At 46.0% G+C, this 12621-nt stretch carries 15 protein-coding genes, 1 tRNA gene and 2 pseudogenes; 10 read left to right on the top strand and 8 right to left on the bottom strand.

Going from position 1 to position 12621, the window contains the following annotated elements:
• Positions 1-16: 16 nt before the first annotated feature.
• The 3 genes from ABLU67_RS18215 (at position 17) to ABLU67_RS18225 (ending at position 2222) form a co-directional block, all read left to right on the top strand.
• Positions 17-92, top strand: a tRNA-Thr gene (locus tag ABLU67_RS18215).
• Positions 93-255: 163 nt separating this feature from the next.
• Entirely contained in the window at positions 256-1470 is a 1215-nt protein-coding gene (locus tag ABLU67_RS18220) for an integrase arm-type DNA-binding domain-containing protein (protein ID WP_348852431.1), read from the top strand.
• 41 nt (positions 1471-1511) lie between these two features.
• On the top strand, positions 1512-2222 hold the full coding sequence (locus ABLU67_RS18225) for a sce7726 family protein (protein ID WP_348852432.1): 711 nt from the start codon (positions 1512-1514) through the stop codon (positions 2220-2222).
• Positions 2223-2267: 45 nt separating this feature from the next.
• Here the strand turns inward: ABLU67_RS18225 and ABLU67_RS18230 are convergent, their stop codons facing one another.
• From ABLU67_RS18230 to ABLU67_RS18240, 3 genes are read right to left on the bottom strand one after another with little or no spacing between them, the layout of a single operon-like run.
• Complete coding sequence (locus ABLU67_RS18230) at positions 2268-3398, bottom strand: protein beta (RefSeq protein ID WP_348852433.1); 1131 nt, start codon at positions 3396-3398, stop codon at positions 2268-2270.
• 12 nt (positions 3399-3410) lie between these two features.
• On the bottom strand, positions 3411-3911 hold the full coding sequence (locus ABLU67_RS18235; RefSeq protein WP_348852434.1) for an ImmA/IrrE family metallo-endopeptidase: 501 nt from the start codon (positions 3909-3911) through the stop codon (positions 3411-3413).
• Entirely contained in the window at positions 3908-4501 is a 594-nt protein-coding gene (locus tag ABLU67_RS18240; protein WP_052123599.1) for a hypothetical protein, read from the bottom strand. Before ABLU67_RS18240 ends, ABLU67_RS18235 begins: the two co-directional genes overlap by 4 nt.
• Positions 4502-4826: 325 nt before the next feature.
• Between ABLU67_RS18240 and arsR the strand changes: the two genes are divergently transcribed.
• From arsR to arsC, 5 genes are read left to right on the top strand one after another with little or no spacing between them, the layout of a single operon-like run.
• Positions 4827-5177 (top strand): As(III)-sensing metalloregulatory transcriptional repressor ArsR, encoded by a 351-nt coding sequence (arsR, locus tag ABLU67_RS18245; RefSeq protein ID WP_348852435.1) that lies wholly within the window; start codon positions 4827-4829, stop codon positions 5175-5177.
• A gap of 47 nt (positions 5178-5224) precedes the next feature.
• Positions 5225-5587, top strand: a complete 363-nt coding sequence (arsD, locus tag ABLU67_RS18250) for an arsenite efflux transporter metallochaperone ArsD (RefSeq protein WP_234625226.1) — start codon at positions 5225-5227, stop codon at positions 5585-5587.
• A gap of 17 nt (positions 5588-5604) precedes the next feature.
• The gene (gene arsA, locus ABLU67_RS18255; protein WP_234625225.1) at positions 5605-7356 is read left to right on the top strand and encodes an arsenite efflux transporter ATPase subunit ArsA; all 1752 of its coding nucleotides are present in this window, start codon (positions 5605-5607) and stop codon (positions 7354-7356) included.
• A gap of 47 nt (positions 7357-7403) precedes the next feature.
• Complete coding sequence (gene arsB / locus ABLU67_RS18260; protein WP_199986212.1) at positions 7404-8693, top strand: arsenite efflux transporter membrane subunit ArsB; 1290 nt, start codon at positions 7404-7406, stop codon at positions 8691-8693.
• Between the two features lie 12 nt (positions 8694-8705).
• A complete protein-coding gene (arsC, locus tag ABLU67_RS18265) occupies positions 8706-9131 on the top strand; it encodes a glutaredoxin-dependent arsenate reductase (protein WP_059356155.1) in 426 nt (141 codons plus the stop codon).
• 90 nt (positions 9132-9221) lie between these two features.
• Here the strand turns inward: arsC and ABLU67_RS18270 are convergent.
• From ABLU67_RS18270 to ABLU67_RS18290, 5 genes and pseudogenes are all read right to left on the bottom strand, one after another.
• Positions 9222-9296, bottom strand: a pseudogene (locus ABLU67_RS18270) (VOC family protein); the annotation flags it as partial.
• A 64-nt stretch (positions 9297-9360) separates the two neighbouring features.
• Positions 9361-9612, bottom strand: a complete 252-nt coding sequence (locus ABLU67_RS18275; RefSeq protein WP_348852436.1) for a zinc ribbon domain-containing protein — start codon at positions 9610-9612, stop codon at positions 9361-9363.
• Positions 9613-9738: 126 nt separating this feature from the next.
• Positions 9739-10485: a class I SAM-dependent methyltransferase gene (locus ABLU67_RS18280; RefSeq protein WP_199986213.1), complete on the bottom strand. Its 747-nt coding sequence runs from the start codon at positions 10483-10485 to the stop codon at positions 9739-9741.
• A gap of 55 nt (positions 10486-10540) precedes the next feature.
• Positions 10541-11088 (bottom strand): annotated as a pseudogene (locus ABLU67_RS18285) (N-acetyltransferase).
• An 11-nt stretch (positions 11089-11099) separates the two neighbouring features.
• Positions 11100-11357, bottom strand: a complete 258-nt coding sequence (locus ABLU67_RS18290) for a YjhX family toxin (RefSeq protein ID WP_185656071.1) — start codon at positions 11355-11357, stop codon at positions 11100-11102.
• Between the two features lie 450 nt (positions 11358-11807).
• Here ABLU67_RS18290 and ABLU67_RS18295 point away from each other — a divergent pair, with 450 nt between their 5' ends.
• Together ABLU67_RS18295 and ABLU67_RS18300 are read left to right on the top strand one after the other, a co-directional pair.
• Positions 11808-12371 carry a DUF2975 domain-containing protein gene (locus tag ABLU67_RS18295; RefSeq protein ID WP_199986215.1) on the top strand — a complete coding sequence of 188 codons (564 nt, stop codon included), beginning with the start codon at positions 11808-11810 and terminating at the stop codon, positions 12369-12371.
• 13 nt (positions 12372-12384) lie between these two features.
• On the top strand, positions 12385-12609 hold the full coding sequence (locus tag ABLU67_RS18300) for a helix-turn-helix transcriptional regulator (protein WP_049128151.1): 225 nt from the start codon (positions 12385-12387) through the stop codon (positions 12607-12609).
• Positions 12610-12621: the final 12 nt, after the last annotated feature.

Genomic DNA, 12621 nt, shown 5'->3' on the forward strand with positions numbered 1-12621 from the left:
CAGCACGTCTTGCAGGGCCGATATAGCTCAGTTGGTAGAGCAGCGCATTCGTAATGCGAAGGTCGTAGGTTCGACTCCTATTATCGGCACCATTTCAAACTCTTCCCAAGTCTACCGAAATCAACTAAAAGCCCGTATAATGCGGTTTCTGGCCCGTATTTTATCTCCTGTCATCAACTGGACTCAACCGAAATCTAGTCGATGCTGGGGGCATAAGTGGGGGCATTCTGTGTTCGGTCCAGGGAGATGCCCCCAATGAAGCTTAATGCGCGACAGGTAGACGCTGCTAAACCCAGAGAGAAAGCCTATAAGCTGGCGGATGGTGCTGGTTTGTATCTTGAGGTTGTTCCCTCTGGTTCCAGATACTGGCGGATGAAGTATCGCTTCAATGGAAAAGAGAAGCGTATGGCTTTTGGTGTCTATCCAGCAGTGTCCCTTGCACAAGCGAGGGCACTACGCGATGAAGCCAAGAAAAAGCTGGCCGAGGGCATCGATCCGTCTTTCGCCAAGAAAGAAGAAAAGCTGGTTCGCGATGTGCAACTCAACAACACGTTTCATGCTGTGGCGCTTGAATGGCACGGAACGAAGGTGAGCCGGTGGTCAGAAGGTTATGCCTCCGACATTATCGAAGCTTTCAATAAAGATATTTTCCCTTATATTGGCCAACTGCCGGTGAATGACATCAAGCCTTTGGTTCTGCTGAATGTGCTGCGTCGAATGGAAAACCGTGGCGCGACAGAGAAGGCCAAGAAGGTTCGCCAGCGCTGCAGTGAAGTCTTTCGTTACGCCATAGTTACCGGTCGTGCGGAATACAATCCTGCCGCGGATCTAACCAGCGCGATGTCAGGGCATGAATCGAAGCATTATCCCTTCCTTACTGTAGAGGAGTTACCAGACTTCTTTAAAGCTCTCACAGGCTATACAGGAAGCCCGTTAGTTGTTCTTGCAGCACGTCTGCTGATCCTCACGGGAGTTCGCACTGGCGAGCTCCGAGGTGCTTTTTGGAGTGAGTTTGATCTTGAGAAAGCGGTGTGGGAAATACCTGCAGAGCGTATGAAGATGAAACGGCCTCATCTTGTACCCCTCTCTACCCAAGCGCTGGAAATCGTACAGCAGCTCAAAGTAATGTCCGGGCAATATCCGTTGGTGTTCCCAGGGCGCAATGATCCACGTAAAACGATGAGTGAAGCGAGTATTAATCAGGTATTCAAACGGATTGGGTATACGGGGAAGGTTACTGGACATGGTTTTAGGCACACGATGAGTACAATTTTGCATGAGGAAGGGTTCAATACCGCATGGATTGAGACCCAGCTTGCGCATGTTGATAAAAATGCGATTCGTGGGACGTATAACCATGCGCAGTATATGGAGGGACGGAGAGAGATGATGCAATGGTACGGGGATTATCTCAATATTTTAGAATTTACGACCGGAACAATCTTAAAATATGTTGATAATAAATATTGAAAATTATACTAACCTCACTTTTGGTTATTTTGGGTGCGCAAATGAAGATTAATAATCCTTTTGAAAAAAAGTTAAAGAGAAGTGTACTTGAACATCTATATAAAAAAGGCACTATTGACGAAAAGGCTATTGTTATCAACGAGTTAACGATTGATTCTTTTTCTCGAAGGGCTGATCTTGTTGTAATAAAAAATGGAAAAATGATTGCATATGAGATCAAAAGTGATGCAGATAGCCTTAATAGATTATCAGGGCAAATGGATAAATATCTTGACTATTTCGATAAGGTTGTAGTGGTTACTACGTCAAAACACACCCCAAATATATTAAATTCTATTAATGAAAAAATTGAAGTTTGGGAGATCGCAGATGACAAAGTTATTTTAAAGAAAAGAGGTAAATTAAAACGAGTCGAGAATAAGGAAAAATATCTTGATCTTTTAAAAGTTCATGAGATGAAAAAGATGGCGCATCTATTTCAGATAAAATTAGAAGGAAAAAACAAACAAGAAGTTAGAAAAAGTATTATAAAAGGATTAAGTGGTATTTCTTTTGAAAAATTGAAGGCATTTACAATAAATGCTATCTCTAATCGTTATGCTTTGACATCAAACTTGTTTATAGAGAATATTCTACTGAGAAAGAAAGTTATTCTTAGTGATATCGATCTATTAAGCCCATACTCAGCTCAAAGGACAAATATATATATTGGTCATGAGGAAAGTATCTTAGATCAATTGATGAAGTTATAAGGTGAAGGTTTCTTTTTAGAAACCTTCAATTTTTAATAATAAAATTTAATCCTCCCACTCTTCATCAGTATCAATGCTTTCTAATTCATCGTTGTAATGTAGTTGGGTGTAAAGGTGCAAATTTATTCTAACTGCAGTTGCTTTTTGCGCCGAATTTATGCCAAATTTGTCACCTTTAGATGTTAATTCAATCATTTGAGTTCCCCAAAGATGTAAGTTTTCTGACCAATACTCTTGTTCCATAATTTCTTTAGCACATAAAGAGTACAGTTCTTCTTTTTCTCCCTCTCTAGGAGATTTTGGGTCGTAAAATTCATGCCTAATGAAACGCCAATCGTTTTTCAATGCATAGTCAATTCGTGGCGGGGGTAGATTACCGCCTCCACTTTGTTTTTCAATTCTTGCACTACCTCGGTCAGAATATATAGTGGGATATGATGTAATGTTTTGTTTTAATTTATTAAATAATAACCTTTCAAATATAGGGTTTTCACCTCGATGATAGCCAGCAAAATTGAAAGGAAATGAAGTTCCCGATATCGCCACCCTCACAAAAGGGATTTTTTCTTTTGTCTTATTTATTAGGTTTAGTATAGGTTGATAGTAATTATTATAATCACCATTAATAGTTCCGATATCATAAATAAACAATAAGTCTTGTATCCCCATCTTGGAAATCAGATGAATTACATCGTGATAATAAGAAAGAGTCATGTTTTTTAAGTCAAAAATAAAAACAATACCTCTATCAAGAGAATATAGTTTTTTTATTTGCAATTCGAGGGCTGATGATTCCTCTAAATTTACAACGGGTATGGCATGTATAGTTTTTACTAAAAATTTATACCAGTTATCATAACCATTTGTTGGTTGTAACAACTCTTTAAGTTGATAAAAAACCTCTCTGGGATATTTCCCAGTAAAAAGAAAGGTTTTATTATTCAACAGGTAATCCTTATCAATGGATGCTACCCACTTCCTGTCGTCAATAGACTTTTCAATTCTCAATAGCGAGTTTTCAAGCTGTTGTGAGCTGGCCCAACCTTTTAGCGGTATTACGGATAAAATATTGTCTTTATCCTTCCCTGGCAATTGTTCTAAAGCCATCATTTCAGAAGGGCTAAGCGATAATATTGGAGCATAGTCATATTGAAAGTTATCATCATGATTAAACATTGCAACTGCTCCTTATAATTTTCCGAGTCGAATTTTAATAGCTGTAGTCGATACCTCTGCCTCGTCAGCTATTTTTTCATATTTCTCTTCTTCCCGGAACTCCTTATATTCGGATAGTTTTAGTTGAATTAAATGCCAAGGCATTAATATATCTGCTGCAAGTCTATTAGCTTGAACCTCCATATAGTCTGAAAGCTTGGAACGATAAAGAATATCATCCGTTATACCATCTCCAATACGATCTCTATGTAACAGGAAGTGGGCTATTTCGTGAGCAATGGTGAAACGCTGTCTTTCTTTTACATCATGACGATTAACTCTTATAACAAAACGGCCGTTGTTTTCCTTAATTTCACCTGAGATTCCTGCGGGTAAAGTTGCTTTCATAACGGTTACCCCTAATTCCTTAGCTATTGCACCTACAGGAATTGGAAACTCTTCCTGCATTTTTTTAATTAAGGATACTTGCTCATCTGAAAGAGAAAACCATTCGTTAGAGTTAGTCATAATCATTTTGGTTCCTCCTCCAGCATGTCCTCTGATGAAAATCTAATCCCTCGATACGTTACTTTTTGTACAGCTTCGTAAATTATTTTATCGAAACTTCTACCTTCTATAAGTTTTAATAACACATCTTCTGTTACTGTAGGTGCGAGTCGTTCTGAAACAATAGCTGCCTCTGTAGTAGATATGGTCGTCGCAACCTCTTTAACACTATCCATTATTTTCTTATATCCGAAAAATGAAAACACAGCCATTGCAATACCAAGTACTGTCAGTATTACTGCCACTGAGGCTAATAAAATACCGGTCCATACGGCAAAATTCATTCCACTACTATTCTCTAATGAATTTATTTTATTCCTCATTACTTCAATTTCATTTTTCTGAGAGTTAATTAAAGACGTTAGTTCAATTATTTCTTTTGATTCAAGATAAGGCTTGATATTCTCAGGTGGAATATTTTGCTTATCATCGATAAGTTTTTTTTCTGTTGGTTGTGCGCTTATTGTTTTATTTGAAGCAAATGCTACATTATTTACACAAGAAAAAATAAAGAATGTCAGAAAAAAAACAATGAATTTAAATTTTTTGTCTTTCATGATTAGGTACTTTTCAGTATGTAGTACACATAGTGTACTATCTATCTTCTGCGAATAAAACCTTTTCATGACAACGAGATAGATATTCAATAAATATAGTAATCTCATAAAACCTAGTTATAAGACTCACCGATAGTTGGGGGGAGAAGCCACAATGAAATCTTGTTTACCTCGATAATGTCTGAAAAGTGTTATCTTTTAAATTATCTTATTGATTTTCAAAGACAAATATAAAAATTCAAAATTACACATATGCTTTTTCGAATGTGTATATTGATTATGTTCATCTACCGAGTATCCTGTATCCAAACTTTCAGGAGGCCAGATGTCACTATCATCCTTACAACTCTTCAAAAACCTCTCCGATGAAACCCGCCTGGGCATTGTGTTGTTGCTCAGAGAGATGGGAGAGCTGTGCGTGTGCGATCTTTGCACGGCGTTGGAGCAGTCGCAGCCCAAGATCTCCCGTCATCTGGCAATGCTCCGGGAAAGTGGTCTATTGCTGGATCGGAAACAGGGCAAGTGGGTTCACTACCGCTTATCCCCGCATATTCCTTCCTGGGCCGCTCAGGTGATTGAGCAGGCCTGGTTAAGCCAACAGGACGACGTACAGGCCATCGCCCGTAAGCTGGCATCGGCAAACTGCTCTGGTAGCGGTAAGGCTGTTTGCATCTAAAAAATTTGCCTGAACATATATGATTTTACGAATGTGAGGTGTTCAGAATGAAAACGTTAACGGTGTTTGACCCGGCAATGTGCTGCAGTACCGGCGTATGTGGCTCAGATGTCGACCAGGTTCTGGTTGATTTTTCTGCTGATGTGCAGTGGCTGAAAGGACGTGGTGTACAGGTTGAACGTTACAACCTGGCGCAGCAGCCCATGAGCTTTGTTCACAATGAGAAAGCGAAAGCATTCCTCGAAGCATCTGGAGCAGAAGGGCTTCCACTACTGCTGTTGGACGGTGAAACGGTGATGGCTGGGCGATACCCAAAACGCGCTGAGCTGGCTCGCTGGTTCGGTATTCCGCTGGAGAAGGTAGGGTTAGCTCCCACCAACTGCTGTGGTGGTAATACTTCCTGTTGCTGAATATGTCAGGAGGACATATGAAATTCTTACAGAATATCCCGCCTTACCTGTTTTTTACCGGTAAGGGAGGTGTAGGAAAAACTTCTATTTCCTGCGCGACGGCTATCCGCCTTGCCGAACAGGGTAAGCGGGTTTTGCTGGTCAGTACTGACCCAGCCTCCAATGTCGGTCAGGTGTTCGATCAGGCTATCGGTAATACCATTCGCCCTGTGACAGCAGTTCCTGGGCTTTCTGCTCTGGAGATTGATCCGCAGGAAGCCGCCCAGCAATACCGCGCCAGAATCGTTGATCCAATAAAAGGTCTTCTGCCTGATGACGTTGTTAACAGTATCAGCGAGCAGCTTTCAGGAGCCTGTACGACTGAGATTGCGGCGTTTGATGAGTTCACCGGCTTATTGACAGACGCTTCCCTGCTGACCCGTTTCGATCACATTATTTTTGATACAGCGCCGACGGGCCACACGATTCGCCTTCTCCAGCTTCCCGGTGCCTGGAGTAGCTTCATTGAAAGTAATCCAGATGGTGCTTCCTGTCTTGGCCCAATGGCCGGGCTGGAAAAGCAGCGTGAGCAGTATTCACATGCGGTAGAGGCGTTATCCAATCCTGAACGTACCCGCCTGGTTCTGGTTGCACGACTGCAAAAATCTACGCTGCAGGAAGTCGCCCGCACCCATGAAGAACTCGCCGCAATTGGCCTGAAAAACCAGTATCTGGTGATTAATGGTGTGCTGCCTAAAGCAGAAGCTGAACATGACGCCCTGGCCGCTGCGATATGGCAACGTGAGCAGGAGGCACTGGCAAATCTTTCTGCCGGTTTATCTGAGCTACCGACAGATACCCTATTACTACAGCCAGTCAATATGGTTGGTGTTTCAGCATTGAAGGGACTGCTGGATACCCATTCTGAGGCATTACCGCTCCCGGTAACGAACATCCTGTACACGCCTGAAAACTTATCGCTCTCTGGCCTGGTCAATGATATCGCTCGCAGTGAACACGGCCTGATTATGTTGATGGGCAAAGGTGGTGTAGGGAAAACCACGATGGCTGCGGCTATCGCCGTAAGGCTGGCAGACATGGGATTTGACGTGCATCTCACGACCTCTGATCCTGCAGCGCACCTGAATACAACGCTGAACGGCAGCCTTAAAAACCTGCAGGTCAGCCGCATCAACCCTCACGATGAAACCGAACGCTATCGCCAGCATGTTCTTGAGACGAAGGGAAGAGATCTGGACGAAGCAGGGAAACGGCTACTGGAAGAGGATTTACGCTCTCCCTGTACAGAAGAAATTGCCGTGTTTCAGGCCTTTTCCAGGGTGATTCGTGAAGCGGGTAAACGGTTTGTCGTCATGGATACCGCCCCTACGGGACACACGCTATTGCTGCTGGATGCGACCGGGGCTTACCACCGAGAGATTGCCAGAAAAATGGGGAGTAAAGGTCATTTTACTACCCCAATGATGCAGCTTCAGGATCCGGATAGAACCAAAGTTCTGCTTGTTACGCTTCCAGAAACCACACCAGTGCTGGAAGCGGCAAACCTGCAGGCTGACCTTGAAAGAGCGGGGATTCATCCGTGGGGCTGGATTATCAATAACAGCCTTTCCATTGCGGATACGCGTTCTCCGTTGCTTTGTCAGCGTGCTCATCAGGAACTGCCTCAGATTGAGGCTGTTAAGAATCAGCATTCTGACCGTATAGCGCTTGTTCCGGTGCTGGCGTCAGAGCCCGCCGGTATTGAAAAGCTCAGAGAGTTGATGAGTTAATTTTTTGACATATACAGGGCGACAAAGTCGCCCTGTCAGGAGGTTTTATGTTACTGGCAGGCGCTATTTTTGTCCTGACCATCGTTTTGGTTATCTGGCAACCAAAGGGATTAGGGATCGGCTGGAGTGCAATGCTAGGCGCGGGACTGGCTCTGATATCTGGCGTTGTGCATGTGGGCGATATTCCGGTGGTGTGGAATATCGTCTGGAACGCGACGGCGACCTTTATTGCCGTGATTATTATCAGCCTGCTGCTTGATGAATCAGGCTTTTTCGAATGGGCGGCATTGCATGTTTCGCGCTGGGGTAACGGTCGTGGCCGTTTGCTCTTTACGTATATCGTTCTGCTTGGTGCAGCGGTGGCGGCACTGTTTGCCAACGATGGTGCGGCACTTATTCTGACGCCAATAGTCATCGCCATGCTACTGGCATTAGGGTTCAGCAAAGGCACGACACTGGCATTCGTCATGGCTGCCGGGTTTATTGCCGATACAGCCAGCCTGCCACTTATCGTGTCGAACCTGGTGAATATAGTCTCGGCGGACTTCTTTGGACTGGGCTTCACCGAGTATGCGTCGGTAATGGTGCCGGTTGATATTGCAGCCATTGTTGCCACGCTGGTTATGCTGCATCTGTTCTTCCGCAAGGATATCCCACCGACTTACGACCTGGCTCTTCTGAAAGCACCGGCAAAAGCGATTAAAGATCTGGCAACCTTCAGAACCGGCTGGATAGTTTTAATACTTCTGCTGGTTGGGTTCTTTGTCCTTGAGCCGCTCGGTATTCCTGTTAGCGCGATTGCGGCTGTTGGAGCGGTGATCCTGTTTGCAGTAGCTAAACGAGGCCATGCCATTAACACTGGCAAAGTGCTGCGCGGTGCGCCATGGCAGATCGTCATCTTCTCATTGGGGATGTACCTGGTGGTCTACGGTCTGCGCAACGCCGGGCTAACCGAATACATTTCAGGTGTGCTGAATGTACTGGCGGATAAAGGACTCTGGGCTGCGACGCTGGGTACTGGCTTCCTGACGGCTTTCCTGTCTTCCATCATGAACAACATGCCTACCGTGCTGGTTGGCGCTCTTTCTATCGATGGAAGCACCGCAACAGGCGTTATCAAAGAAGCGATGATCTACGCCAACGTGATTGGCTGCGATCTGGGCCCGAAAATTACACCTATTGGTAGCCTCGCAACGCTGCTCTGGCTGCATGTACTTTCACAGAAGAATATGACCATCACCTGGGGATACTATTTCCGCACCGGGATTGTCATGACTCTGCCTGTGCTGTTTGTAACGCTGGCAGCGCTGGCGCTACGTCTCTCTTTCACTTTGTAATGAGATACTGATATGAGCAACATCACCATCTATCACAACCCGGCCTGCGGCACGTCGCGTAATACGCTGGAGATGATCAGCAACAGCGGTACTGAACCGAACGTTATTCTTTATCTTGAAAATCCACCTTCACGCGATGAGCTGGTCAAACTCATTGCAGATATGGGCATTTCAGTCCGGGCTCTGCTGCGCAAAAACGTCGAGACTTATGAAGAACTGGGGCTTGCGGAAGATAAGTTCACTGACGATCAGTTAATCGATTTTATGCTTCAGCATCCGATCCTGATTAACCGTCCGATTGTGGTGACACCGTTGGGTACTAAACTGTGCCGTCCTTCCGAGGTGGTTCTGGATATCCTTCCAGATGCTCAGAAAGCGGCTTTCACCAAGGAAGACGGTGAAAAAGTTGTTGATGAGGCAGGTAAACGACTGAAATAAAGATGAAGGGGCAAATGCCCCTTCATCTTTATTTCGTCAATTAATCCAGTAGGTCAATACCAATTGGTTCTTCACTATGTAACGCTATTACCCCAGCATATCCATCAGCGGATCGTAGAATGTGATGGCGTGTGGCAGGTCGCCGGGCATAATGTAAGAAAACATCGTCTCTCCTTTATGGAATCAGGGGAGTGAAGATAGCCTGCCTAAATCACGCAGGCTTTGTTTTTCATTCATCTGCTTTATGAGCCCAGGCGGGCATCGCCGTCAGATAACGTTTTGCCCGTTTTGTTGCTTCTTCCGGGCCGACTTTTTGCCAGGAATCAAGGAAGCTGGCCAAGCCTGATACCGCCTCTTCCCAGGGTTTAAGATTGCCGTTGCTGTCGCTGCAATAAGCACAATATTGATCGCTGGTACTGTGTGCATCGGGTGCAGACATCGGCATTCCGCAAGCCTGGCAGAACTGTTCATGTTGTGACATATGATGCTCCTTATGGTGACATCCTGATTAATAAACATACTGAATATATATTGTGCAGGTGATGCATCAGATCAAAGCAAAGGTTAAGCCCCGATATTTCCAGCAAGAAATACCGGGAACCTGTTGTTACCTGGCGATGAGCGCGAACACGCCCCAGCCAAAGTATTCCCGCGCGTACGTTACGTGGCGTTTCGGCGAGATGTTTAGCTCGGCCCTGACTTCGGCGGCGAAGTCGTCGTCAGGATTGGCTTCCAGCCAGCGGCGCATGGTCAGCCATTTCGCGGCCTCATACCGGTCCCAGCCTTCCTGGTCCGCCAGTACCATTTCCACCACGTCGTAGCCGAGGTCGTCAAACGCGCTGACAAGCCCTGGAAGCGTCAGGAAATCGCTTGTCGAGCTGACGCCGCAGGCCTGGGCAATCTCGTCCGTTGCCGGAAGCTGACGCCAGTAAGGTTCACCGATGAGCATGATCCCGCCCGGTTTAAGGCTCTGCGCCAGCAGTTCGACTGTCCCGGCAAAGCCTCCGGCAATCCAGGTCGCGCCGACGCAGGCTGCCACGTCACATTTCTCTTCTGCCACATATCCGGCGGCGTCGTTATGAATGAAATGAACCCGGCTGCTGACGTCGAGTTCTTCTGCGCGGCGTCTGGCCTGCTCGCTGAACAACTGGCTCATGTCGATACCGACCCCGGTAATGGCGTGATCGCGGGCCCAGGTACAGAGCATTTCCCCCGAGCCGCTGCCGAGGTCAAGAATGCGGGTACCCGGCTTCATGCGCAGCACGCGACCCAGCGTGGCGTACTTCTCTTCGGTGAACGGGTTATGGATGCGGTGTTCACTCTCGCTGATGGTAAAAATACGTGGGATATCCATTAGTTAGTTCCTGTCATTGGGTTAAGCACCAAAAAGGACGCAACAAGATTGTTATTCACGCCAGTGCTCCGGTTTCATCAGGGCCTGCGCGCACTGGATGTGGCCGGTCAGGTTCATGGGCTGAGCGGTGAGTGATTGCATCATCCAGCAGGCTTTGAGTTCCTCCGGGATGGGATAAGGAGCTGGATAGCCTTTGTCTCCGGCACAGGGCTCAAATCCATGTCTGGGGTAATAGGTGGCGTGGCCGAGAACAAATACCGTCTGGCAGCCCATCAACCTCAGGTGCTCAATGCCAGTGCTTATCAACCGTCCTCCCACGCCCATCCCCTGGTATTCCGGTATGACCGCCAGGGGAGCGAGGATATGCATCAGAGGTGAATCCATTTCTCCTTTGAAGGTCGCCCGGGTAAATAAAATATGCCCGACGGCTTTGCCTTCATGTCGGGCCAGCAGCGATAACGCAGGGTGCGCGCTTTTATCTTCAAGTAAAGACGCCACTAAATCGGCTTCTTTGCTGAAGCCAAATGCGCGGGTTTCGACTTCCCGGATATCACTGGCATCACTTTCATCTGTGATTTGAAAAGTGAAGTGGTGTGCTGTCATAGAAACTCTCCTTAGCGATTATCGAGTTGAGCGCGAACGTTATTCAGCCCGGTGGTGTTGATGCGGTACGGCTGACCGTTGACGGACTTGATCAGTTTTTTGGTTTTAAGTTTTTTGAAGGTGGCAAGGGTGCAGTCGGTGAGCAACAGCCCTTCGCGGGTGTAGCACTCAACGGCGGTGACGCGGCCTGACGTGTCGCGAACGTGCGAAATACGTCCACCTTTGGCGAGAACGTGTAAGGTACGTTGTTCCTGACGGGATAAATTCATACTGGAAAACCTGTTTAATCATCATGTGCAAAACGTGCAAACACACAGCGGTGTCCGCATTCGATTTCGGCGCATTGATAATCAGTCCGTCCTGAAAAGGTCGGGGAAACTGATTATCAGATGATTACATTCTCCAGCATCAAAGCCTCGGGTTGAGTTGAAAGGTATTTACGATATGAATGGTAACACGTAATTTCAGCAGGGATATGTATCGGTCGGAAAAATGTGATCGATGTCCAGATCGCAATCCGGCCCACGATCATGGCCTCATCTCCAGGCGATCCACGGTCCCGCAGACAGGCTGAAGGAATAAATCACTAACCCATTGATATATGAAGCTAAATTTTATTTTTTTTGATTTTTTTAAAATAAAACGATAAATAATTATTGTTTTATTTTAATTTTGTGTATTGTTTGCACTATCACGCTTTGCTGACTCACAGAGGTTCTATGTCCACTGATGCACTGGCACAACTCAGCCAACGACTGGTCACTTTCACCATGATACTGTTGATCGCCGTCGTTTTGTTAAATTCGATTGTCTTGTTTTTTCCCGCATGGTCATTTTCGAATGAGTTCTACGGGATAACGCTGTCTCTCACTGACCAACGACTCTCGGCTCTCAACGTCAGTTTACAGACGTTGCCATGGTGGCAGGTTGCGGGTGCCGGCGTCATCAGCCTGTTGGTTATCGCTCCACTTTGCTACTGCCTGTATCAACTACGATCGCTGTTTCAGACCTATGCCCGACGGAATTATTTTTCCACTCGATCGGCACAACATATGAGCAGAGTTGGTGCCTCACTGGGAGTCTGGACGGTGATGACCCTGCTTGCCGATCCCATGACCAGTTACTGGCTGACGATGCTGAACCCCGCAGGAGAGCGTGTAATATTAATCGGGTTTGAGCTCTATCATATCGTCTGGTTTTTTATTGCGCTGTGCGTGATGGCAGTGGCTAAAATACTGGAAAAGGCGAGTATCCTGTACGAAGAAAATAAACTTTTCCTCTGAGGCGGTAACTGTTATGGCAATTATTGTAAAACTGGATGTATTACTGGCCGCGCGGAAAGTCAAGTCAAAGGAACTTGCTGATGCGATTGGAATTACGGAGCAGAATCTGTCACTAATAAAACAGGGGAAGATTAAAGGCTTTCGATTTTCAACCCTTGATGCATTATGCAAATACCTTGATTGCCAGCCGGGCGATCTGTTCAGTTACATTCCCGTGAAAGAGAATGACGGAGATTAAACAGAATACCCG

This window comes from Klebsiella sp. GN_Kp190 (assembly GCF_040061795.1).
Classification (GTDB): domain Bacteria; phylum Pseudomonadota; class Gammaproteobacteria; order Enterobacterales; family Enterobacteriaceae; genus Klebsiella; species Klebsiella michiganensis.

Excerpts from the sequence above, each read along its gene's own strand:
- ABLU67_RS18220 (WP_348852431.1), top strand. The coding sequence starts at position 256 with ATGAAGCTTAATGCGCGACAGGTAGACGCTGCTAAACCCAGAGAGAAA.
- ABLU67_RS18225 (WP_348852432.1), top strand. The coding sequence starts at position 1,512 with ATGAAGATTAATAATCCTTTTGAAAAAAAGTTAAAGAGAAGTGTACTT.
- ABLU67_RS18230 (WP_348852433.1), bottom strand. The coding sequence starts at position 3,398 with ATGTTTAATCATGATGATAACTTTCAATATGACTATGCTCCAATATTA.
- ABLU67_RS18235 (WP_348852434.1), bottom strand. The coding sequence starts at position 3,911 with ATGATTATGACTAACTCTAACGAATGGTTTTCTCTTTCAGATGAGCAA.
- ABLU67_RS18240 (WP_052123599.1), bottom strand. The coding sequence starts at position 4,501 with ATGAAAGACAAAAAATTTAAATTCATTGTTTTTTTTCTGACATTCTTT.
- arsR (WP_348852435.1), top strand. The coding sequence starts at position 4,827 with ATGTCACTATCATCCTTACAACTCTTCAAAAACCTCTCCGATGAAACC.
- arsD (WP_234625226.1), top strand. The coding sequence starts at position 5,225 with ATGAAAACGTTAACGGTGTTTGACCCGGCAATGTGCTGCAGTACCGGC.
- arsA (WP_234625225.1), top strand. The coding sequence starts at position 5,605 with ATGAAATTCTTACAGAATATCCCGCCTTACCTGTTTTTTACCGGTAAG.
- arsB (WP_199986212.1), top strand. The coding sequence starts at position 7,404 with ATGTTACTGGCAGGCGCTATTTTTGTCCTGACCATCGTTTTGGTTATC.
- arsC (WP_059356155.1), top strand. The coding sequence starts at position 8,706 with ATGAGCAACATCACCATCTATCACAACCCGGCCTGCGGCACGTCGCGT.
- ABLU67_RS18275 (WP_348852436.1), bottom strand. The coding sequence starts at position 9,612 with ATGTCACAACATGAACAGTTCTGCCAGGCTTGCGGAATGCCGATGTCT.
- ABLU67_RS18280 (WP_199986213.1), bottom strand. The coding sequence starts at position 10,485 with ATGGATATCCCACGTATTTTTACCATCAGCGAGAGTGAACACCGCATC.
- ABLU67_RS18290 (WP_185656071.1), bottom strand. The coding sequence starts at position 11,357 with ATGAATTTATCCCGTCAGGAACAACGTACCTTACACGTTCTCGCCAAA.
- ABLU67_RS18295 (WP_199986215.1), top strand. The coding sequence starts at position 11,808 with ATGTCCACTGATGCACTGGCACAACTCAGCCAACGACTGGTCACTTTC.
- ABLU67_RS18300 (WP_049128151.1), top strand. The coding sequence starts at position 12,385 with ATGGCAATTATTGTAAAACTGGATGTATTACTGGCCGCGCGGAAAGTC.